18 protein-coding genes and 1 riboswitch are annotated in these 20,014 nt (G+C 70.5%); of the genes, 14 read left to right on the top strand and 4 right to left on the bottom strand.

Translation table 11 applies throughout. The features are described 5' to 3' along the window. Positions 1-29: 29 nt before the first annotated feature. From K4S16_RS38435 to K4S16_RS38425, 3 genes are read left to right on the top strand one after another with little or no spacing between them, the layout of a single operon-like run. Positions 30-1,685 (top strand): rhodanese-like domain-containing protein, encoded by a 1,656-nt coding sequence (locus tag K4S16_RS38435; protein ID WP_160161169.1) that lies wholly within the window; start codon positions 30-32, stop codon positions 1,683-1,685. Beyond that, on the top strand, positions 1,678-2,844 hold the full coding sequence (locus K4S16_RS38430; RefSeq protein WP_149264006.1) for a MalY/PatB family protein: 1,167 nt from the start codon (positions 1,678-1,680) through the stop codon (positions 2,842-2,844). Before K4S16_RS38435 ends, K4S16_RS38430 begins: the two co-directional genes overlap by 8 nt. A gap of 27 nt (positions 2,845-2,871) precedes the next feature. After that, entirely contained in the window at positions 2,872-3,420 is a 549-nt protein-coding gene (locus tag K4S16_RS38425; protein ID WP_149264005.1) for a cysteine dioxygenase family protein, read from the top strand. A gap of 205 nt (positions 3,421-3,625) precedes the next feature. On the opposite strand, the gene K4S16_RS38420 is transcribed toward K4S16_RS38425, so the two are convergent. Then, entirely contained in the window at positions 3,626-4,648 is a 1,023-nt protein-coding gene (locus tag K4S16_RS38420) for an LLM class flavin-dependent oxidoreductase (RefSeq protein WP_149264004.1), read from the bottom strand. A gap of 72 nt (positions 4,649-4,720) precedes the next feature. Next, on the bottom strand, positions 4,721-5,296 hold the full coding sequence (locus K4S16_RS38415; protein ID WP_149264003.1) for a TetR/AcrR family transcriptional regulator: 576 nt from the start codon (positions 5,294-5,296) through the stop codon (positions 4,721-4,723). Between the two features lie 88 nt (positions 5,297-5,384). Between K4S16_RS38415 and K4S16_RS38410 the strand changes: the two genes are divergently transcribed. The 4 genes from K4S16_RS38410 to K4S16_RS38395 all read left to right on the top strand — a co-directional run bounded on the left by K4S16_RS38410 (position 5,385) and on the right by K4S16_RS38395 (position 10,071). Continuing rightward, positions 5,385-6,821 (top strand): MFS transporter, encoded by a 1,437-nt coding sequence (locus tag K4S16_RS38410; protein ID WP_149264002.1) that lies wholly within the window; start codon positions 5,385-5,387, stop codon positions 6,819-6,821. Positions 6,822-7,006: 185 nt separating this feature from the next. Beyond that, a complete protein-coding gene (locus tag K4S16_RS38405) occupies positions 7,007-7,603 on the top strand; it encodes a TetR/AcrR family transcriptional regulator (protein ID WP_149264001.1) in 597 nt (198 codons plus the stop codon). Between the two features lie 236 nt (positions 7,604-7,839). Next, positions 7,840-9,033: an NAD(P)/FAD-dependent oxidoreductase gene (locus K4S16_RS38400; protein WP_149264000.1), complete on the top strand. Its 1,194-nt coding sequence runs from the start codon at positions 7,840-7,842 to the stop codon at positions 9,031-9,033. A 135-nt stretch (positions 9,034-9,168) separates the two neighbouring features. Continuing rightward, positions 9,169-10,071, top strand: coding sequence for an RNA polymerase sigma-70 factor (locus K4S16_RS38395; protein ID WP_149263999.1), 903 nt, complete (start codon positions 9,169-9,171; stop codon positions 10,069-10,071). A gap of 51 nt (positions 10,072-10,122) precedes the next feature. On the opposite strand, the gene K4S16_RS44710 is transcribed toward K4S16_RS38395, so the two are convergent. Next, on the bottom strand, positions 10,123-10,293 hold the full coding sequence (locus K4S16_RS44710) for a hypothetical protein (RefSeq protein WP_160161168.1): 171 nt from the start codon (positions 10,291-10,293) through the stop codon (positions 10,123-10,125). 123 nt (positions 10,294-10,416) lie between these two features. After that, a complete protein-coding gene (locus K4S16_RS38390) occupies positions 10,417-12,732 on the bottom strand; it encodes an NACHT domain-containing NTPase (RefSeq protein ID WP_149263998.1) in 2,316 nt (771 codons plus the stop codon). Positions 12,733-13,163: 431 nt separating this feature from the next. On the opposite strand from K4S16_RS38390, the gene K4S16_RS38385 reads away from it, so the two are divergent. The 7 genes from K4S16_RS38385 (at position 13,164) to K4S16_RS38355 (ending at position 20,014) form a co-directional block, all read left to right on the top strand. Beyond that, the gene (locus tag K4S16_RS38385) at positions 13,164-14,438 is read left to right on the top strand and encodes an MFS transporter (protein WP_149263997.1); all 1,275 of its coding nucleotides are present in this window, start codon (positions 13,164-13,166) and stop codon (positions 14,436-14,438) included. A gap of 464 nt (positions 14,439-14,902) precedes the next feature. After that, positions 14,903-15,068, top strand: a riboswitch (cyclic di-AMP (ydaO/yuaA leader). Positions 15,069-15,081: 13 nt separating this feature from the next. Further along, entirely contained in the window at positions 15,082-15,750 is a 669-nt protein-coding gene (locus K4S16_RS38380; RefSeq protein WP_149263996.1) for a CHAP domain-containing protein, read from the top strand. A gap of 194 nt (positions 15,751-15,944) precedes the next feature. Next, positions 15,945-16,706 (top strand): hypothetical protein, encoded by a 762-nt coding sequence (locus K4S16_RS46145; RefSeq protein WP_235037352.1) that lies wholly within the window; start codon positions 15,945-15,947, stop codon positions 16,704-16,706. Between the two features lie 194 nt (positions 16,707-16,900). After that, positions 16,901-17,830, top strand: a complete 930-nt coding sequence (gene yhfZ / locus K4S16_RS38370) for a GntR family transcriptional regulator YhfZ (protein ID WP_149263995.1) — start codon at positions 16,901-16,903, stop codon at positions 17,828-17,830. Positions 17,831-17,854: 24 nt separating this feature from the next. Further along, positions 17,855-18,232, top strand: a complete 378-nt coding sequence (locus K4S16_RS38365; protein ID WP_149263994.1) for a PRD domain-containing protein — start codon at positions 17,855-17,857, stop codon at positions 18,230-18,232. Next, positions 18,229-18,588 (top strand): DUF2620 family protein, encoded by a 360-nt coding sequence (locus tag K4S16_RS38360; protein ID WP_149263993.1) that lies wholly within the window; start codon positions 18,229-18,231, stop codon positions 18,586-18,588. Before K4S16_RS38365 ends, K4S16_RS38360 begins: the two co-directional genes overlap by 4 nt. Before the next feature lie 37 nt (positions 18,589-18,625). Further along, entirely contained in the window at positions 18,626-20,014 is a 1,389-nt protein-coding gene (locus tag K4S16_RS38355) for a YhfT family protein (RefSeq protein WP_149263992.1), read from the top strand.

Raw genomic sequence — 20,014 nt, 5'->3', positions numbered from 1 at the left:
CCGGATTTGTGGAAGACAGGAGTCATGACATGACCGCCGTAGATGACGTCGCCTTCGTCGACTTCGATGAGATCGAGCGTTGGCGCGCCGAAGGAAGAGCCCACGCGCTGCTGGACGTTCGAGAGCGGGGAGAGTACGCACTCGGGCAGATCCCCGGCAGCTGCCCCCTTCCGCGAGGCCTCATCGAGATCTGCCTCGAGCGGCTGGTGCCGTGGAAGGACGTCCCCCTGGTCCTGTACTCGAACGGGAACCTTCGAAGCGTCCTCGCCGCGCGCACCTGCCTGCGACTGGGCTACCGGGACGTCCGGGTGCTCGCCGGCGGCATCCAACAGTGGGCCGCGGACGGACGCTCACCGGCCTACGGGGTCAACGTCATCGGCAAGACCTTCGGCGAGAGGCTCTCGGTGACCGACCAGGTCCAGCAGCTCACGCCCGACGAGGTCGCCGCCCTGACGGAGGCGGGCGGAACTCTCATCTTCGACGCGCGCACCTCGCGCGAACACGCCAAAGGCCACATCCCCGGCGCCTACCACGTCCCCGGCGGCGAGCTCGTCTCCACGGTCTTCGGCGCGGGCATCGACCGGACCGACCGCACCGCGCCCATCATCGTCCATTGCGCAGGCCGCACACGGAGCATCGTCGGCGCCTATCTCCTGCGGCAGGCCGGCTTCGACAACGTGTTCGCGCTCCGCAACGGGACGATGGCATGGGTGATGTCGGGCCGAGAGCTCGAAACGGAGCACAGACCGTGGACAGGCTCGGAGCCCGGCTCCGAAGGGACGGCGAGATCCGCCGGGTTCGCGCGCGATTTCGTCACCGGCACGCACGCGTTCCCCCTCGCGGCATCCGAGCTCCCGGCCCCGGGCGACGGCCGCGAACCCTGCTACATCATCGACGTACGCCTGGTCGAGGAATTCACCGCGGGACACATCCCGGGCGCCATCTCCTGCCCCGCGGGCCAGTTGGCCAACGCGGTGGACGAGCAGATCGCCGTCCGCGACGCGCTCCTGGTGTGCTATTCCGGCACCGAGACACGGGCCAGGATCGGCGCCGGGCTCCTGGCGCGCATCGGATACCGCCGCGTCGCCTGGCTCGCGGGGGGCCTCGCGGAATGGAGCGGCCCCGTCGACGCCGGCGACCCGAACGCCTACCTGGACGACCTCGCGTTCTCCGGGCCCGACGTCCAGACGATCGACGGCGACGGGCTGTCGGAGCTCCTCCGGGACGGCACGGGCATGCTGATCGACGTCAGGCGGAGCAGCGAGTACGCGCTGAGCCACATACCCGGGTCGGTCTGGATCCCGCGGGGCGACCTCGAACGGCGGATCGGCGCCCAGGCGACGGCCGACACCCGGCTCGTGGTCGCGTCCGATCGGGAACTCCGCTCGACGCTGGCGGCGAAAACGCTATTGGAGCTCGGCCACCGGAACGTCTCGGTGCTCGCAGGAGGCGTCAACGAGTGGATCTCCTCGGGCCGGGCGGTGGAAGAGGGACTCGACGGCGCGGACGTGTCGCTGGCCGAGGCGAAGGAGGACGCGGAACTGGTCGCACGGCGTCCCAGGCTGCTCGAACGCAACCGGGACGACATGGTCCGGTACCTCGACTGGGAGGAGCGCCTGGGAGAAGAGCTCCTGGCGAACGCGAAGGCCGGCGGGTCGGCCGAACCCGGAGAAGACCATGGCTGAGCTGGTGCTCGCCGAGTCCCGGCTCCGCGCCCAGGGAGGCAAGAAATGGCGCACCTACGCCGACGACGTGCTCCCGATGTGGCTGGCCGACATGGACTTCCAGCCGGCGGAGGCCGTCAGGCGCGCCGTGCTGGACACGGGACGGGCGGGGAACTTCACCTACCCGTTCGACGCCGAGCACCGCGGTGTGGCCGAGGCCTTCGCCGCACGCATGCGCGCCCGCTTCGGCTGGGAGGCCAGGGCCGACAGGACGGCCGTCATCGCCGACCTGGTCCAGGGCCTCACGGCGGCCGTGATGGCCTACAGCGAGCCCGGAGACGGGGTCATCGTCTTCAGCCCCATCTACCCGCCGTTCGTCCGGAGCGTCGAGGCGAGCGGCCGAGAGGTCGCCGACGTGCCGATGGTGGACGGACCGGGTGGTTTCGTCATCGACTTCGACCTGCTCAGGCGGCAGGCCGCGCGTCCCGACGTGCGGCTCATGCTGCTCTGCAACCCGCACAACCCGACCGGCCGGGTGTTCACCGCCGAGGAGCTCCGCCACGTGTCGGAGGTGGCACTCGAACACGGGGTCGTCGTGGTCGCCGACGAGGTGCACGCGGACCTCGTGTTCGCCCCGCACCGCCACACCGTCTTCTCCACCGCGGCCCTGGACTCCGGCGCCACCACCGTCACACTCCAGTCGGCCACGAAGGCGTTCAACCTGGGCGGCCTCCGATGCGCGGTCGTCCACTTCGGATCCGAACGGTTGCGGCAGCGGTTCACCGCGACGTTCCCGGACCGCGTGCTCGGCCGGGTGTCGGGCGTCTCCGCCGCCGCGACCACCGCCGCCTGGAGCGACGGGGACGGGTGGCTGAGCACCGTGCTGGAGGTCCTCGAACTGAACCGCAGGACGGTCTTCGAATGGGTGACGGCCCACCGTCCGGACGTCCACGCCCACATGCCCGAAGGCACGTACTTCGCGTGGCTCGACTTCACGCGGCTGCCGCCCGGCGGCGGGTCGGCCCACGAGCACCTCCTGAAGACCGCTCGCGTGGCCCTCCAGGCGGGTGAGCACTTCGCCGGCCCCTGCACGTCGTGGGCACGCCTGAACTTCGCGACCTCGCCCCTCATCCTCACGGAGGCCCTGGACCGCATGGAGGCGGCCCTCGCCGTCCCCTGACCCGTCGATCACGAAGGAAGACGCCGCATGAACGCCCTCGACCGATTCATCCGCGACCTGACCGACCTCACCACGGCCGAAGACGGGATGCCCGACGACGCCCTGGCGACCACGGTCTCCGAGCTCCTGCAGGAACTCGTCGTGCGACCGGACCCGATCCCCGTCCAGTTCACTCGGCGGTCGGCCGCTCACAACGGGCGCGGACGCTACATCCTGCACCGTTCGCCCACCTTCACGATCAGCTCGATCGTGTGGGCGCCCGGGGAGGTCGCCCCTCCCCACAACCACGAGACGTGGGGGGCCATCGGGCTGATCTCCAACCACATCGAAGAGCGGCGCTACGAGCTCGCCGGCGACGACACCCTGAACCCGGTCGACCACCACCGGCACGCCGCGGGCGCGGTGTCCGTCCTCGTCCCCGACGACGACATCCACTCGATGCACAACCTGACCGGCACCGACACGGTGGAGATCCACGTGTACGGAAAGGACCTGACGGGCCTCCGCCGCCGCCGCTGGTCGCTGGACGGAGACGGCATGCAGGAATTCGCAAGCGGAAAGTACTTCAACTGCTGATCTGACCGTCGGCGCAGAAGCTCGGTGCGGCGGCCGCGAGGTGATCGGTGATCGGGGGCGTCCGGTCGATCGCCGACCACCCGCGCTGTCGCCACGAGCGGGACTGGCATCGGCCACAGTGTGCGTCGTCTCAACCCCGGCCGCCTTGCTCGATCGCCCCAAGCGTCCTGGTGGCCGAACTCTCAGGCCGAGGCCGGCCGGGTCCTCAGCGCCAGCCGAGTTCGGGTGCCACGTGGGTCAGGATGTTCTCCAGGACGTGTGCGTTGTAGTCCACGCCGAGCTGGTTGGGGACCGTGAGCAGCAGCGTGTCCGCGGCCTGGATGGCCTCGTCGTTGGCGAGTTGTTTGACCAGCACGTCGGGTTCGGCCGCGTAGGAGCGTCCGAAGATGGCCCTGGTGTTCTCGTCGATCATTCCGATGTGGTCGTCCGAGTCGGCGTTCCGGCCGAAGTAGGCGCGGTCCAGGTCGCTGGTCAGCGCGAAGATGCTGCGGCTGACCGACACGCGCGGTTCGCGTCGGTGTCCGGCGTCCTTCCACGCCTGCCGGTAGGCCTCGATCTGCTTGCGCTGCTGGACGTGCAGCGGCTCGCCGGTCTCGTCGTCCTTGAGCGTGGAGCTTTGCAGGTTCATGCCCAGCTGGGCCGCCCACACGCTGGTGGCGTTGGAGCCCGAGCCCCACCAGATGCGGTCGCGCAGCCCCTCGGAATGCGGCTCGACGCGCAGCAGCCCGGGCGGGTTGGGGAACATCGGCCGCGGGTTCGGCTCGGCGAAGCCCCTGCCCTGCAGCACCGTGAGCAGTACCTCGGTGTGCTTGCGTGCCATGTCGGCATCGGTCTCGCCCTCGGACGGCTCGTACCCGAAGTACCGCCACCCGTGGACGACCTGTTCCGGGGATCCGCGGCTGATGCCGAGCTGCAGCCGTCCACCGGAGATCAGGTCGGCCGCGCCGGCGTCCTCGGCGAAGTACATCGGGTTCTCGTACCGCATGTCGATGACCCCGGTGCCGATCTCGATACGCGAGGTCTTCGCGCCGATCGCGGAGAGCAGCGGGAAGGGAGAGGCCAGCTGCCTGGCGAAATGGTGCACGCGGAAGTAGGCGCCGTCGGCACCCAGTTCCTCCGCGGCCACGGCGAGATCGACCGACTGCAGCAGTGCGTCCGCCGCCGACCGGGTCCGCGAGCCCGCGCCGTCACTCCAGTGACCGAACGAGAGAAAACCGATCTTCTTCACACCGACACCAACCATCTCGGCGCCCACGAGATTCCAGGACGGCGCTCGCGGACCGCGGGCGGAAGGCGGAGATCAGGTCCGCTCCAGCAGCCGGTCGACCAGCCCGGCGATGTAGTCCGGGGTGAGGGGGCCCGCGCCGAACAGGACGCGGATGTACATCGGGGCCATGATGTGGTCGAGCACGCCCAGCACGTCGGGTGGATGCTCGCCGCGTTCGCCGGCGCGGTCGAGCATGGCCTGGACGAACCGGGTGCGTTCGGCGAGGAACTCGTCACGCGCCCGCAGGCCCCGTTCGCCCCTGTTCGACAGGGCGACGGTCAGGCGCAGCACCGCCAGGCCGTCGGGTCCTGTGATCTCGCGCGCCACCTGGGCCGCGTAGGCGTGCAGGTCACCGGCCAGGCTTCCGGTGTCGGGCATCGGCGACTGCGCGTTCAGGCGCGTGAGCACCACGTCGGTGAGCAGGGCCTCCAGGGTGCCCCACCGGCGGTAGACGCTGGTGTCGGCCACGCCCGCGCGGGCCGCCACGTCACCGACCGTGAATTCGCCGTAGCCGCGCTCGCTCACCAGCTCCGTGACGGCCTGGTGCACCGCCGTCCGGACGCGGGCGCTGCGCCCGCCGGGCCGCCGGGCCGGCCGTCGCTCCTCCATGGCCCCACCTTAGCGCAGCTCCCAGTTGCGTTTACGGGACAGACTGTCTAGATTCCTAACGCAGTGAAGGACTGCTTTAGGAGGAGCGATGAAGTCTGCACCGCCGGTGGCCGTGCCGAACCGGGCGGCGTTGCTCACGGTGACCTGCCTGGGGCAGTTCATGGTCCTGCTCGACAACACGATCGTCGGCGCGGCGCTGCCCGACATGCAGGAGCGGCTGCACACCCAGTTGACCGGGCTGCAATGGATCGTCGACGCCTATGTGCTGCTGGTCGCCATGCTGCTGCTGTCCGGCGGCGTCTTCGCCGACCGCTTCGGGCGCAAGAGGATGTACCTGGCCGGCGTCGCGGTGTTCACCGCCGCGTCCGTCCTGTGCTCCGCCGCGCCCTCGATCGGCTGGTTGATCGCCGGGCGGGTGCTGCAGGGCGTCGGGGCCGCGGCGCTGAGCCCCGCCTCGCTGGCCCTGCTGGTCGCCGCGTATCGGGTTCCGCAGGAGCGGGTCAGGGCGATCGGGCTGTGGGCCGGATTCAGCGGTATCGGCCTGGCCGCCGGACCATTGGCCGGCGGCGTCCTGGCGGAGGCGTTCGGCTGGCCCGCCATCTTCCTCGTCAACGTGCCCGTCGGCGCGGTCCTGCTGGTCGCCGGCCTGCGCGCGCTGGGCGAGTCCCGCAATCCGAGCGCGCCGGCGATCGACGTCCCGGGAACGGCCCTGTCCGTCCTGGGCGTGGGGGCGCTCACCTACGCGCTGATCGAGGGCGGCTCCCGTGGCTGGACCTCGCCGGTGATCCTGGGCGGCTTCGCCGCCGCGGCCTTGATCCTCGCCGTCTTCGTGATCGTCGAAGGGCGGGTTCCGGCGCCGATGCTGCCATTGCGACTCTTCCGGCAACGCCTGTTCACGGTCTCCAACACGGCGATGACCGTGGTCGGCTTCGCGCTCATGGGCTCGTCGTTCTTCTTCTCCCAGTTCTTCGTCTACGTCCAGGGCAGCTCGATCCTGCGAGCCGGGGTGCAGACTCTGCCCGCCACGCTCGCGATGGTCGTCGTCAGCCCGTTCGCGGGCCGGTTCGCCGCCCGGTACGGCTTCCGGATCATGGTCACCGTCGGTCTGACGCTGGCCGGGCTGGGACTGCTGGCCCTGGGCTTCGTGCACGCCGACACCGGCTACGCGAACGTGTGGTGGCGGCTGGCCGTCGTCGGCATCGGTTTCGCCCTGACCATGTCGCCGCTGACCGGCGCCGCCATCCAGTCGGTCAGCCCGCAGGAGGGCGGCCTGGCGTCGGGCGTCAGCAGCACCACCCGACAGATCGGCGCGGTCCTCGGCGTGGCGGTGCTCGGAGCCGTCGTCCGCACCCGGGACTCCGGTGGCGCCTCCTTCGAGGAGGGGCTCAACAGCGCCTTCGTCGTGGCCGGCGTCGTCACCTTGGCCGCAGCCGTCTTCACGGGCCTGTGGCTGACCAGGAGCACTGAGCCGTCGCGGCCGGCGAGCCCGGCCCCGCGCGTTCATGAGAACACCCCGACTCACTGACACGGCCAGGGGTTCTTCGGCCAAGCTCTCCACGCCGCCCGGGGCTCCACTGAAGACGCTCTGTGGCCGTGGATACGATGAGTGGGCAAGTCATCGCCACGGTAGAGGACCTGTGCGCCGCCGGTGGGGCGGTACCGGCGGCGAGCGCGGCGGCTCTGCCGTTGACGGCCTTGGGGGAGGGCGTCATGACCGAGCGCGGCGCGGAGGAGATGCGGCGGCAGATCCGGCAGGTCGCCGTCCGGCTCTTCGCGCAACTGGGGTATGACAACACCGACCTTCGGTTGATCGGTGATTCGGTCGGGATCTCCTCGGAGGCCGTCGAGGAACTGACCGGCGGCAAGCGGGAGTTGTACCTCGGCGTCCTCGCCGAGGGCGTCGAGGGTCTCCTCGCGCACATGGACATCGACAGTCCCGACTACACCCCGGATGCCGCGGGCTTCTGCCTGCTGGCCGACCGCTACTTGGCCTACCTCGTGGAGCACCCGGAACTGCGGCGCATCTGGATGCAGCGGTGGCTGTCGGACGCGGCCGACCTCAGCGACCTGGAGAACACCTACACCGCACCGGTCATCGGCCCGCTGATCGACCGGTGGCGCCCGGGGTTCCGGCCCGGCGTGGACGTCCACATGGCGATCTTCATGACCTTCTCCGCGATCAATGACTTCGTGGCCGGGGGCGTCGTCCTGGAGGACGGCAAGTGGGTCGGCACCGAGTCCAAGGCCGCCTGCAAGCGGCTGTCGGACTACGTCCACGAGCACATCGCCACCTACTTCGTGTCCTGACAGCCACCCGCCTCGGCCAGGAGCCGCCCGTAACAGCGGTGCTGCACCACGCCGCCCAGCGCGGCGCACCTTTAGGCGCAGTGGCGGAAGCCGCCGCGGCAGGTTGGCGCCCGGCGTCGTGATGTGACTTGGATTACATTTGGGGGTGTCACGGACGGGCTGGGCCTATTTGTCCCATGGGTGTCACCGGCCGGCGCATCGGGCCGGACGGGAATCGACCGTGGGAGTGAGAAGCGATGAACACCACCCAGCGCGGCACCGGGCACCGCGTCGTCATCTTGGGCGGCGGCTACACCGGCATGCTGACGGCGATACGGCTGGCCCACCGAACCCGGCGGGCCGGCGTGCAGATCACGCTGGTCAACCCCTCGCCGCGCTTCATAGAGCGGCTGCGGCTGCACCAGGTCGCGGCCGGTCACCCGCTGACCGAACACCGCATCCCCGACCTGCTGGCCGGAACCGGCGTGGCCTTCGTCCAGGGCAGGGCGACCGCACTGGACCCCGAGCGCCGCGTCGTGGTGCTCGACGAGGAGGCGGACCGGCTGGAGTACGACACCCTGGTGTACGCGCTCGGCAGCGCGACCGACGTCACCCGGGTCCCCGGCGCCGACCTGCATGCCTTCACCCTTGACGGGCCGAGGAGCGCGGGGTTCACGGCACGGGTGCGCGAGGTCGCCGCGGACCGCGGCACCATCGCGGTGTGCGGCGGCGGGCTGACCGCCGTCGAGGCCGCGGCCGAGATCGCCGAGGCCCACCCCGGCGCCCGGGTCACCCTGATCAGCCGGGGGGAGCCCGGCGCGATGATGGGCGCCAAAGCCCAGGCGTACATGCGCAATGCCCTCGACCGGCTCGGCGTCACCGTCCGGACGGGAGCGGGCGTGGCCAAGGTGCTGCCCGACGCCGTCGAGCTGGACGACGGCCGGACGGTCGCCTCGGACGCGTGCCTGTGGACCACTGGAGTCACGGTCCCCGAGCTGGCCGCGCAGGCGGGGATCGCCGTGGACGAGCACGGTCTGATCCAGGTGGACGCGACCCTGCGGTCGGTCTCGCACCCCGACGTCCACGCCGTCGGCGACGCCGCCGCGGCCCGGATGGCCTGGGGACCGATCCACGGCACCTGCCAGAGCGGGCTCCCCACCGCCCAGTACACCGCCGACGCCATCGCCCGGCTGCTGCGCGGCCGTTCGGTGAAGCCGTTCCGGTTCGGCTACGTCCACCAGCCGGTCAGCCTCGGCCGCCGCGACGCGGTCATCCAGTTCACCCGCGCCGACGACACCCCGCGCCGCGCCTACCTCAAGGGCCGCGCCGCCGTGCTGTACAAGGAGACCATCTCCGGCAGCCCTTTGAAGCTCTACCGGTACAGCAAGCGGATGAACGTCAGCGCGACCTTGTCCCGGGGCGGCCGCGCCACCCGCACACCGGCCGCCTGACCGCCGGGGACCCGGCGTGACGGCGACCTCGACCATGGCGCGCGCGGGTTTCGCCACGGCCGCCGCCCGGACGGCGGCCCCGGCCCGCCGTCCGGCATCGGCGCGCACACCCGAGAGGCTCTGAGGATGAGGAAGATGTCCGGATCAGACCCCTATCTGGAGCATCGGCGGCTCCTGTTCGGCACCGCCTACCGCCTGCTCGGCAGCGTCGCCGACGCCGAGGACGTCCTCCAGGACGCCTGGCTGAACTGGAACGCCGCCGACCGCACCGCGGTACGCAACCCGCGGGCCTACCTGGTGCGCATGGTCACCAACCTGGCGCTGAACCGGCTCAACTCCGCCCGCGCCACGCGCGAGACCTACGTCGGCCCCTGGCTGCCCGAGCCCCTGCTGACCTCCCCGGACATCGCACAGGAGACCGAGTTGGCCGACACCGTGTCCACCGCCATGCTGGTGATACTCGAGACCCTCAGCCCCCTCGAACGCGCGGTCTTCGTCCTGCGCGAGGTCTTCGGCTACACCCACGCCGAGATCGCCGACACCCTCGACCGGCCCGAGGCGACCGTCCGCCAGATCGCCCGCCGCGCCCGCACCCACGTCCAGGCCCGCCGGCCCCGCTTCGACGCCGACCCTGCGCAGCGTGAGAAGGTCACCGCCCGCTTCATCGCGGCCTGCTCGGGCGGCGACCTGAACGCCGTCATGCAGCTCCTCGCCCCGGACGTCACCGCGTGGTCCGACGGCGGCGGCAAGGTCACCGCCGCCCTCCGCCCCGTGCACGGCCCCGACAACGTCGCCCGCTGGTTCCTGGGCGTCCTGGCCAAGCCCGTCTCGGCGGGCGTCGCCCTGCGACCGGCCACCATCAACGGCGAGCTCGGCATCCTCGTCACCCTCGACGACCGGCCCCTCGGCGCCCTGACCTACGACCTCGCCGAGGACGGCATCCAGAACCTGCGCCTCCAGATCAACCCGGACAAACTCACCGGCCTGAACCCCGATCCCCGTGCTACGAGGACATCCGAGGATGAAAGAGGCCACTGATGACCGGAATGAGGATGGGACGCAGAGTCCCGTCATCTTAGGGAAGAGTTGCTAGAGGGCCTTCCTGTCGATGTGCCCGCCCTCGCAGAAGGTGCCGGAAATTCTCTCCATCTTGGGTGGACGGTCGGGAAGGTCGGCGAACATCCGCGCTGAGAACGGCCACAGACCGTGCCCGCCGTCGAGAGATATTCCCTTCTTCCCATAGTCGTTGAAGTCGAGCATGAGCCGATGCTGCGGTTCGCCGTGAGGCAGACCTGTACCAGCGGGCCGGTCTGCTCCCTATTGATCTCAGCCTGGACCGGGCCACTGAGCGGCTCCGTAAAGTAACGGATGGCGCCTTCACGACTACGGCGGGGCTTGGTAGGTGGCTGCGAGGTGGTCCTGGAGTTCAGCGTGGCGGAACTGGTAGATCGGGCCGACCGCCCGAAGCAGGCCGAGGCGGTGGCAGTCATCCAGGAACGGCATCAGTTGAGGCGGCAGGCGGCCGGCCCGGGCCAGCTTTCTGGTGGCGATCAGGTAGGCCCACCAGGCCCGGTGCCTACCGGCGACCCCGACCGTCAGTCCGCAGGTGAGCGCGAGGAGGAGCGTCTGAGCGGACCACGTCAGAGCACCCCAGGTATCGAGGTCGCCCGCGAGCGCGGCCAGGAGCACAGCCGTGGGCCAGAAACACAGTCCGCCCGCGAGTGCGCAGATGGTGATGCGCAGGAGATTGAGGTTCCGGTCGGCGCGCCAACTGTCGATCGGCGCGACGGTGAGGGTGGACGAGGCCGGTGTGGTCGCCCAATTCGGGATTTTGAGAAGCCAGGCTGTAGCCCCGAATATGAGCCCATACCAGGCAACGATCACTAGAAGGCTGGACTCGTAAGTCCCGTCCTCGGTTGGCTGCGCGAGCCAGCACGCGAGCGCGGTTGTGAGCCCGATCGCGCAATATTTCACGAGTGGGCGGAAGAGTCCTGCAGGGCGGTTTCGGATGCGTAGATCGGCGTATCCGGGCGTCTCCCGCGCCCAGAGCCGTACTTGACTCCCGAAGTAGGCCCCGGCCAATAGCCCGAACGCCAGCCCCAGTATCCCGAGCGGGAAACCTCCCAGGAACTGATCCTTCTCCTCAAAGTACCGATTTTCGACCCAGTCCACGAATCCGGTCATCAGTCCCCACATGAGCGCGAGCGAGAGGGTGATGGTGACTGTGAGGGCGAGTTGAGTGGTGAGGGTCATGGCGCGGGTGGTGGCGGCCAGGCGCCACCAGGCGAAGTCACGGGTTTCTTGGCCGCCCTCCTGACCGCCGGAGGAATCGGTTTGATTGATGAGGTGGTGCGCCAGGTAGCCCAGCCAGCGGCGGGTGTCGCAGGGATCGTGGCGGTGACGGGGCCGGAACGGCTCGGCAGAATCCTTCCTGGGCTCGCGAGTGGTGATCAAGGCGGGGATGAGGCGGTCGAACAGGGCGGCTTGGAGTGCGGCCGGGGTGGGGAAGAGGGCGGGGTCAGTCAGGTCGGTGGGGGTGGTGCCGGGCGCGGTGTAGACGGTGCGCAACAGCCACAGGCCCAGCGGGGTGGCGGTCACTCGGGCCAGCACCCCGGCCGGCCCGGGCGGCACCTGTTGGAGTGGCGTCAGGTCGGTGGGGGGTGTGGTGCGTAGTGCGGTCAGGGTCTGTTCCCAGGCGGGTCCTGGGGAGGGCGGCAGACAGTGGGTGAGGTAGTCGGCGGCGGCCGCCGGGGACAGCGGGAGTGGTTCCAGCACGGCGGCGGAGTTGACCACGTCTCCGGCCGCGGTGATGGCGGTGGTGAACTCGGTGGTGCGGCTGGTGAGGATGAGCTGGTCGTCGCCGCCCAGCGACCGGTTCAAAGCAGAGATCACGTTGGCCTGGGCGGGTGGGGGCAACTCGTCCAGCCCGTCCAGGACCGGCAGCACGTGCCCGCGCCCGGTCAGCGCGTGCGCCGCGCCGGTGCTCAGGTCGGGTGAGCGCAGTGCCGGGTAGTCGCGGGCGAGCCGGTCGGCGACCCAGTCGTGGAGGCGCGGAAACTGCTCGGTGTCCCAGCCGGCCACCGGCAGCAGCACCGGGACCGGTTCACCGGTGGTGCGGGTGGCCAGTAGATCCAGCAGCAGCTGTATCGCCAGGGTGGTCTTGCCGGTCCCTGCCTTGCCGAGGATCACAAGTCGGCCCCGTCGGGTGCGGCGGAACCGGACGGAGAGAGCGGCGATGTGGTTGCTGGAGGCCGTCCACCACACTCGGCCTGTGCTTGCGGTGGTGGGGTCGATGAGGTCGGGATGGTCCATGACCGCGGGAGTGTGTGCGTCGGGTGCGGGTGTGCGCCAGCGCACAGGGATCGGGTAAGGGTCATCCAGCGACCGCCGCCGTGCCTCGTCTTCCCACTGCTCGGCCACCAAGCCGGCCAGCAACTCCTTGGCGCGCGCCACGACCTCGGGGCCGGGGACGGCAGCGGCGACCAGCTCGCGGGAACGCTGTCGGGCCCACCGCAATGCAAGGACCAACGGCACGGCGGCGGCCAACACGAACCCGCCAGTCAGTTGGGCACGGTTCGCCGAGACCTGTAACCCCCCGTTGTCGGTCAGCGGGGTGAACGTCACCCATGCCAGGACCAGGACGCCGACCACTGCCGCCAGGACCGCCAGCCATGGCCACCAGACCTTGCCGTTGCGCATGCTGGCCATTCTGGTGTCGCCCCCATGCCGCTGGCGGCCCGAAGTCCACAACCGGCCCGTTGCGCCTGCTCGTCGACGTTTTCATCGAGGCGGCCAATGCCATCGCCACGCGGTGACGGTCTTCCTCGCGGTGCCCTGAGAATGCCATTTCCGCGCGGGGGCGTCGCCGGCGGCGCTTCGACGCCACCACCCCGATGACGATCGGCCTGTCCAGTCTGGACGCCGAGCCCGCCGACGACGCCGCGCTGGGTCTGCCAGGTGCCCGAGTTCGACCAGCAGTACCCCGACCCGGTCGGCATGGACGCGTTCGGGGTCGGCGCGTTGGCTGGGGCGGGTGGAGTGGAGAAGTCCAGTGTCTCGTGGCGAGATATTGGCGGTCGTAGGCATTTGCGCCACTTCTGTGGTGTGGTCGCGGCCATGATGCTGGTGCGATGCCGAGTGAGATCTCCGTGTCGTCCGACCGCCGGTCGTGGCGAGACTTTCGACTGCTGTGGGCCGGGCAGAGTGTGAGCCTGGTCGGGGATCAGGTCTTTCTGCTGGCGCTGCCGCTGGCCGCGCTTCAGGAACTGCACTCCGGCACGATGGAGATCGCCGTCCTCGCGGCGCTCGGCAGGTTGCCGTTCCTGCTGATCGGGCTGCCGGCCGGGGTCTGGGTGGCGCGGCTGGGGATGCGGCGATCGATGCTCGGCGCGGACCTCATGCGCGCCCTGGCCGTCCTGTCACTGCCGGTGGCGGCCTGGCTGGACGTGCTGACGCTGCCGCATCTGCTGCTGGTGGCGCTGGTGACCGGGATCGGCATGGTGTTCTTCCAGGTGGCCTACCAGTCCTACACGCCCACGCTGATCGCAGACGACGAGCGGCTGCATGCCGCCAACACCCGGCTTTCGGTCTCCGAGTCCACCTCGCTGCTCGTCGGCCCGGGCATCGCCGGGGTCGTCGTCAGCAGCGTGGGGGCCGCTCGGGCGCTGCTCACCGATGCCTGTAGCTACCTCGTCAGCGTGCTGACCCTGGCACTGATCGGGCAGCGCGACCCGGTCTTGGCGGTCCCGGTGGAACGGCGTCCATTGCGGAGGGAAGTGCTTGACGGGCTGCGGTTCGTGGCGCGGCATCCGGTGCTGCGGCCGATCATGGTCTGCGGTGCGCTGTACAACCTCGGCGTCGCCATGTACGACTCCCTCCTCGCGGTGTTCGCGGTCGAGCACCTCGGCCTGGACGCCTGGCTGCTAGGCGTGGCTCTCGGGGTCGGCGGCAGCGGATTCCCGCTGGGCGGTCTGCTGGCGCGCTCCATGGCGGACCGCTTCGGTATCGGGCCGTCCCTGACGATCGCCGGCGTGCCCTCGGTGCTCGGGCTGGCCATCGGCGCGGCGTCCGCCGGTCCCTGGCCGGGCGTGCTGCTGGCCGCCGGCACGTTCGTCAACGGAATCGGTCAGGGCATGTTCGCCGTCAACGCCATCACCATCCGGCATCTGGCCACGCCGCCGGATCTGGCCACGCGCGCGACCGCGGTCCACCGCTTCCTCACCTGGGGCACGCTCCCCATCGGCTCAGCCGCCGCCGGACTCGTCGGCACCACGTTCGGCCTGCGAGCAGCGATGCTCGCCGCCGCTGCTACGGCCGCGGTGTGCATGCTGCCACTGCTCGCCCGGCCCTTGCTGCGGACCAAGCGACTCCACCGTCAGCCGGACGCCGCCGTGCAGCCGGTCTAACCCTGGGCGCGCACACAAAGCCAACGCCGGTGAGGCGCCCCCTCGCCTGCCGCCGAGACACGTGCTTCGGCCTCACCGGCCGATGGTGCCTGCAAACGCCGAGGTGTGTCCGCCTCCACGCTTGGCGTCCGCTTGGCTCAGACCTTCGTCGATGCCTTAAAGGCAACCAGTGGCGTGATGGGCGTATCTCAGGCAACGTCCTGGGCGGTCGGGTGTGGGCTGACCCCTCTGGGCGAAGGTGCGGCCAAAAAATCATGCTTCGGCTTGACTGGGCCGGAGGCCTTGCGTTTAGGGGGTTTTGGGGAGGCTTTGCAGGTCGGACGGGTTCTTGGGGCGTGCTTGACGAAATATGGGGTCGCTTGAACCTGTTGTGAGTGTGTAACCGACGGGGAAGCCCGTACGGAGCGCCCGACCAGATCATGAAGGGCGCGTCGAGTCCCTGATCATCAGGACGGCCGATCACGGCACGTCCGCCGCCGAGTCCGCAGAGAGCCGATCATGGCCGAGCGGAGCCGGGGACCCACCGAAACACCGGGGTGAATCCGCACCCCCGCCATGCGCGGGGCCGCGGTAGGGCCACTTCCACGCCCGAACCCGACAGCTAACCCGGTAGGCGGACTGGAAGAACTCAGGAGAACCTTGCATGACCGCTCGTAATATCCGCCTGCCCAAGCGCATGGGCACCCGCGTCGCCGCCGGAGCCGTCCTCTCCCTGGCAGGTGTGTTCGGGTTCACCTCCCTGGCCCCGTCCGCCCAGGCGGACACCAAGCCCGCGAACACCGCGCAGGCCGCCCCCGCGTCCAAGGCCGGCGGCCAGAGCGCCGAGGTCGGCGCCTCCGCACAGGACGTCATCAAGCTCGCCCGCACGCAGGTCGGCACCCACGAGGACGCCTCGGGCAACAGCAAGTTCAACGACTGGTACGCCGGCTCGCCGCTGGGCGAGCAGAACGCCCACCGCATCGGCGCCAAGAGCGCCTCGGTCTACAAGGGCCAGTCCTGGTGCGACATGTTCGTGTCCTGGCTGGGCCAGAACACCGGCACCAAGGGCATGGGCGCCGACGCCTACACCGTCAGCCACGCCAAGTGGTTCAAGAAGACCGGCCGCTTCGGCGAGACCCCGAAGCCCGGCGCCGTGGTCTTCTTCGCCTGGAACGGCGGCGGCGTCAAGGGTGTCGAGCACGTCGGCATCGTCGTGAAGGACAACCACGACGGCACCATCAAGACCATCGAGGGCAACACCGGTGACGCGGTGAAGCAGAAGGTCCGCGACACCTCCACCGTCGCAGGCTACGGCTACCCCCAGTACCGGTGAGCCCGGGCCGCTCAGCGGCCCCCTAGCCCCGCACCGTCCAACGGTGCTCCCCCCTTTCTCCATCCCTCCGCGCGATCACACCCACGTCGCGAGCACGCCACGTGCCGTGCGCCGGGTCCGTCATGCCCGAACGGCGAGCCCCACACGCCCGAAGGCGCGACCCGGCGCCCCGGACCACCGAGCAAAGGATGAACATGCAGCAGCGAGTCGCCCTCATCAGTACCGCCCTCGCGGGCACGCTCGTCGCGGGAGTGGCGGTCGGGACCGCCCAGGGAGCCCTGGCGGACAGCCCGACGGCGCACAAGGTCAGCGGCCAGCAGGTCACCGGCCAGCAGGTCACCGGCCGGCAGATGACCGGCCAGCTGGTCGCCGGGCAGGAGATGGCCGGGAAGCCGGTGGCGGGGGAGCAGGTGACCGGTGAGCAGGTCACCTGGAAGCAGGTGACCGGGAAGCCGGTGACCGCGAAGCAGGTGACAGGGAAGCAGGTCACCGGGCAGCCGGTGGCCGGGCAGCACGACGCGAAGGCCCCGCGCCATGCCCCCGGCAAGGGCGCTCCGAAGGGCCACGGCGTCCTGTCGGGCAGCACCACCGCGTCCTACTTCTGGGACGACGGCTCGGGCGTGAACGGCGACACCGGCGCCCCCGCCGGCGGCAAGCCGATGCAGAAGGGCCTGTTCGCCAGCCCGAGCTGGCCCATGCACACCAAGGTCAAGGTGTCCTACAAGGGCCGCACCGTCACCGGCTTCGTCGGCGACCGCGGGCCGGGCGAGCCGTCACACCGCGGCGTCATGCTCGACCTCGACACCTACACCTTCCGCCACCTGGTGGACGGCAAGAAGCCGAGCAGCAAGTACAACACCGGCACCTCGGCGGGCCACCTGAAGGGCGTCAAGTACGAGGTGCTGTCCTGGGGCCACGGCCCCGGCAAGAAGGGCGCCCCGAAGCCCCTCGGCTGAGCCCCGTCCGGGTGATCCCTCCCAGCCCCCCGATCCTCGCCACAGACCCCGCTCCCGTCCTCGGACGGGAGCGGGGTCCGTCGTGTCCGGGCAGGAAAGGCAGGCAGCGCCGCGTCGGCGGACCGTAGTGGCTCGCCCAGCGGGTTCCCGGTCACCCATTGCCCTTGTACAGGATCCTGGTTATTGTTCGGTGCATGTTGGACGCACGGTTCCTTACACGGAACGGGATGGCCGCCCGGCAATTGGCAGCCGAACTGCTCAATCAGCAGCCGGATTCGCGGTTGCCGAGGATCCGCGACTATGCGGAGCGGCTCGGTGTCGGCAACGGCACGGTGCAGGCGGCCCTGCAGCTGCTGGAGAGCACGGGCGCGGTGCAGACCGAGGCGCGCGGGCACCTCGGCACGTACCTGCGGGCCGTCGACCGGACCGGTCTGTGGAAGCTGGCCGGGCTCGGGACGATGCTCGCCGCGATGCCGCTGCCGTACTCGCGCCGCTACGAGGGGCTGGCGACCGGGCTGCGGGAGGCGTTCGAGCAGGCGGAGATCCCGTTCGCGCTCACGTTCATGCGGGGCGCGCAGGCCCGGCTGGACGCGCTGCTGGCCGGCAAGGTCGATCTCATCGTGGTGTCCCGGCTGGCGTTCGAGGAGTTCGGGGCGGACTGCCCGATCGCCCAGCTCGCCGACCTCGGCCCCCGCACGTTCGTCGGCGCGCACGGCGTGCTGCTGCGGGCGGGCACGTCGCTGGACGATCCGGGCCTGGCCGTCGCCGTCGACACCAGTTCCGCCGACCAGCAGCGGCTCACCCGGCTGGTCTTCGCGGAACGGCCCGTCCGGTACGTCGAGACGTCGTACATGCAGCTCGGTGAGCTGTTCCGCCGGGGCGAGGTGGACGCGACGGTGTGGAACCTCGACGAGGTCCACCAGCACATCGACGAGGAGGTCACGACCATCCCGTTCGACGAGGTGACTTCCACCGGCCTCGCGGACCGGAACTCCCGCGCCGTCCTCGCCGTCCGCGCCGGCGACTCCCCGGCCCTGGAAGCCGTGCGCGACCGCCTCTCCGCCGAGCTCGTGACCCGGACGCAGCAGGCCGTGCTGTCCGGCGACCGGCTGCCTTCGTACTGATCCGCCCTGAGAGGAGGCCGTCCCATGGACCGGCAGCTGGCCGAGCGGCTGGAGATCTTCGAGAGGACCGGGCAGGTCGCGCCCGAGATCTGCCGTTTCGTACGAACCGAGCTCGACGTGCTCGACGCGGCGGGCAGCGAGATCACCGAGGAGAGCGCGGGAACGCTGACCAGCCATCTCCTCCTGGCCTTGCAGCGCTCTCGCGACGGCGGGGCACTGACCGAGTTCGCCGCCGACGAGACCGTGCGGGCGGAGCTGGCCGGCCACCCGGACGCGCTGGAGCAGGCGGCGGCGCTGGCGGAGCGGGCCGAGTCCGCGCTGGACGTCGTCCTGCCCGGTCAGGAGGTCCGCTTCCTCGCTCTGCACCTGGCCCTGCTACGACAACGAGAGGCGATGCGATGACGAAGATCCTGGTGGGGGGCGTCGGCAAGGTCGACGTGGCGAAGAGGCTCGAGGAGATCGGCGGCTTCGAGGTCGTCGTGACCAACGACATGGACGCGGCCACCCGGCTGATGGCCGGCCAGGCCGACTACTACATCGGAACGTGCCACACCGGGGCAGGGGGCTCCCTGGGCGTGCTCGTCGGGCTGCTCGGCGCGGCCCGGTGCTTCACCTTCGGCCGGGGGCAGGCCGCCGAGGCCGACGCCGAAGCCGCGATCGCCGAGGGCAGGGTCGCCTTCGGCTTCTCGATCGACCAGATCGACCAGGTCGTCCCGATCCTGGCCGGGGCCATCCACGAACGGCGGCGGAACGGGTGACCCGCCCGTCCTGACCGGTTTCCCCTCGGAGGCAGCCATGCCCTATGCCCTCTACACCCCCGCGGCGGCGGACAAGCTCGACTTCTCCCCGGCGCAGAGCCTGACCGTCATCGCCCTCTGCGCGCTCACCGCACTGATCTCGAACATGGCGCTCGCCGTCTTCAACGACGGCGCCCGCCCCTTCCTGCTGGACTTCATCCGCGGCAACACCAGGCGCGGCGAGATGACCGCGGTCTCGTTCGGCCTGTCGGCCGGCTTCGTCTTCGGGCTCGGGGCCCCGATGGCGCTGTCGACGGGGGTGCTCAACCCGTGGCTGCTGTTCCTGCCGACCGACATCCTCGGCCTGCTCGCGCCGCGCCGGTGGCTGGCGCCGATCCTGGGCGGGGCCTGGGGCGCGGTCGTGGTGTTCGGGCTGTCGGGAGCCAACAACGCGGCGCACGACCTGCCGGTGGACTTCCTCACGGCGATGCAGGAGATGGCGACGCCGATCCTCTTCCTGTTCCTGCTGTTCCCCGTCATCGCGATCGCGAGCCAGTTCGGGCGGGTGCGCGGAGCGGTCACCTTCACCGTGGAGATCACCATCGTCGTGATCTCGATGAAGGTCTGGCCGGACCAGTTCCCGGGCGCGCTGGCCATGGCCGTGGGCGTGCTGATGCTGCTCGGCTTCGCCCTGGCCAAGGACCTGCGGGCCCGGCGCGCCGCCGCGGCCCCGCCGAGGCCCGCCGACGCGCCCGGCGCCGCGCGCATCCCGGTGGAGGGGAAGGCGGACGACGAGCCCGCCGCGGACCCGATGGCCTCGTTGTTCGGGGCCAACGCCGAGCGGCTGCGCCGGCACCTGCCCTGGTTCGCGCTGCTCGGCGCCGTCCTCGCCGCGGTGGTCAACATGCACATCTTCGGCGGGGGCGAGGCGACGAGCTTCCTGGTGGCCAAGGGCGACTACGGCGAGGCAGCCCAGGTCGACTTCTACCGGGCGTTCGGCTTCCTGCCGCTCATCGCGACGACCGCGCTGGCCAGCGGCGCGTACCAGATCGTCGGCTTCACCTTCGTCTACCCGCTGGCGTACCTGGCGCCGAACGCGGCCGTGGCGGCGGTCGGCGGCGCCGTCCTGTTCACGGTGGAGGTCCTCGCGCTGTCCTACATCGGCAAGGGGCTGACGATGCTCCCGTCGATCCGGGACGCCTCCGACCACCTGCGCAGCGCGATCGGCAAGACGCTGGAGATCGCCATCCTGTTCGGCGCGATCGCGGCCGCCGCGAAGATGGGCGGCGGCCTCGGGATCACCCTCGTCGGCGGGCTCTACCTGCTGAACGAGTCGATCGGACGGCCGATCGTCCGGCTCGCGGCGGGCCCGGCGGCCGTCGTCGTCGCGGGCATCGTGCTGAACGTCCTGCACTGGCTCGACCTGTTCACTCCGCTGAAGGGCTGA

Source organism: Actinomadura sp. K4S16 (assembly GCF_008327685.1).
Lineage (GTDB): Bacteria > Actinomycetota > Actinomycetes > Streptosporangiales > Streptosporangiaceae > Spirillospora.
This window is presented reverse-complemented; position numbering and strand designations above follow the sequence as displayed.

Bases quoted from the DNA above. Each gene is read 5' to 3' on its own strand.
- K4S16_RS38435 (WP_160161169.1), top strand. From the start codon at position 30: ATGACCGCCGTAGATGACGTCGCCTTCGTCGACTTCGATGAGATCGAG.
- K4S16_RS38430 (WP_149264006.1), top strand. From the start codon at position 1,678: ATGGCTGAGCTGGTGCTCGCCGAGTCCCGGCTCCGCGCCCAGGGAGGC.
- K4S16_RS38425 (WP_149264005.1), top strand. From the start codon at position 2,872: ATGAACGCCCTCGACCGATTCATCCGCGACCTGACCGACCTCACCACG.
- K4S16_RS38415 (WP_149264003.1), bottom strand. From the start codon at position 5,296: ATGGAGGAGCGACGGCCGGCCCGGCGGCCCGGCGGGCGCAGCGCCCGC.
- K4S16_RS38410 (WP_149264002.1), top strand. From the start codon at position 5,385: ATGAAGTCTGCACCGCCGGTGGCCGTGCCGAACCGGGCGGCGTTGCTC.
- K4S16_RS38405 (WP_149264001.1), top strand. From the start codon at position 7,007: ATGACCGAGCGCGGCGCGGAGGAGATGCGGCGGCAGATCCGGCAGGTC.
- K4S16_RS38400 (WP_149264000.1), top strand. From the start codon at position 7,840: ATGAACACCACCCAGCGCGGCACCGGGCACCGCGTCGTCATCTTGGGC.
- K4S16_RS38395 (WP_149263999.1), top strand. From the start codon at position 9,169: ATGTCCGGATCAGACCCCTATCTGGAGCATCGGCGGCTCCTGTTCGGC.
- K4S16_RS44710 (WP_160161168.1), bottom strand. From the start codon at position 10,293: ATGCTCGACTTCAACGACTATGGGAAGAAGGGAATATCTCTCGACGGC.
- K4S16_RS38390 (WP_149263998.1), bottom strand. From the start codon at position 12,732: ATGCGCAACGGCAAGGTCTGGTGGCCATGGCTGGCGGTCCTGGCGGCA.
- K4S16_RS38385 (WP_149263997.1), top strand. From the start codon at position 13,164: ATGCCGAGTGAGATCTCCGTGTCGTCCGACCGCCGGTCGTGGCGAGAC.
- K4S16_RS38380 (WP_149263996.1), top strand. From the start codon at position 15,082: ATGACCGCTCGTAATATCCGCCTGCCCAAGCGCATGGGCACCCGCGTC.
- K4S16_RS46145 (WP_235037352.1), top strand. From the start codon at position 15,945: ATGCAGCAGCGAGTCGCCCTCATCAGTACCGCCCTCGCGGGCACGCTC.
- yhfZ (WP_149263995.1), top strand. From the start codon at position 16,901: ATGTTGGACGCACGGTTCCTTACACGGAACGGGATGGCCGCCCGGCAA.
- K4S16_RS38365 (WP_149263994.1), top strand. From the start codon at position 17,855: ATGGACCGGCAGCTGGCCGAGCGGCTGGAGATCTTCGAGAGGACCGGG.
- K4S16_RS38360 (WP_149263993.1), top strand. From the start codon at position 18,229: ATGACGAAGATCCTGGTGGGGGGCGTCGGCAAGGTCGACGTGGCGAAG.
- K4S16_RS38355 (WP_149263992.1), top strand. From the start codon at position 18,626: ATGCCCTATGCCCTCTACACCCCCGCGGCGGCGGACAAGCTCGACTTC.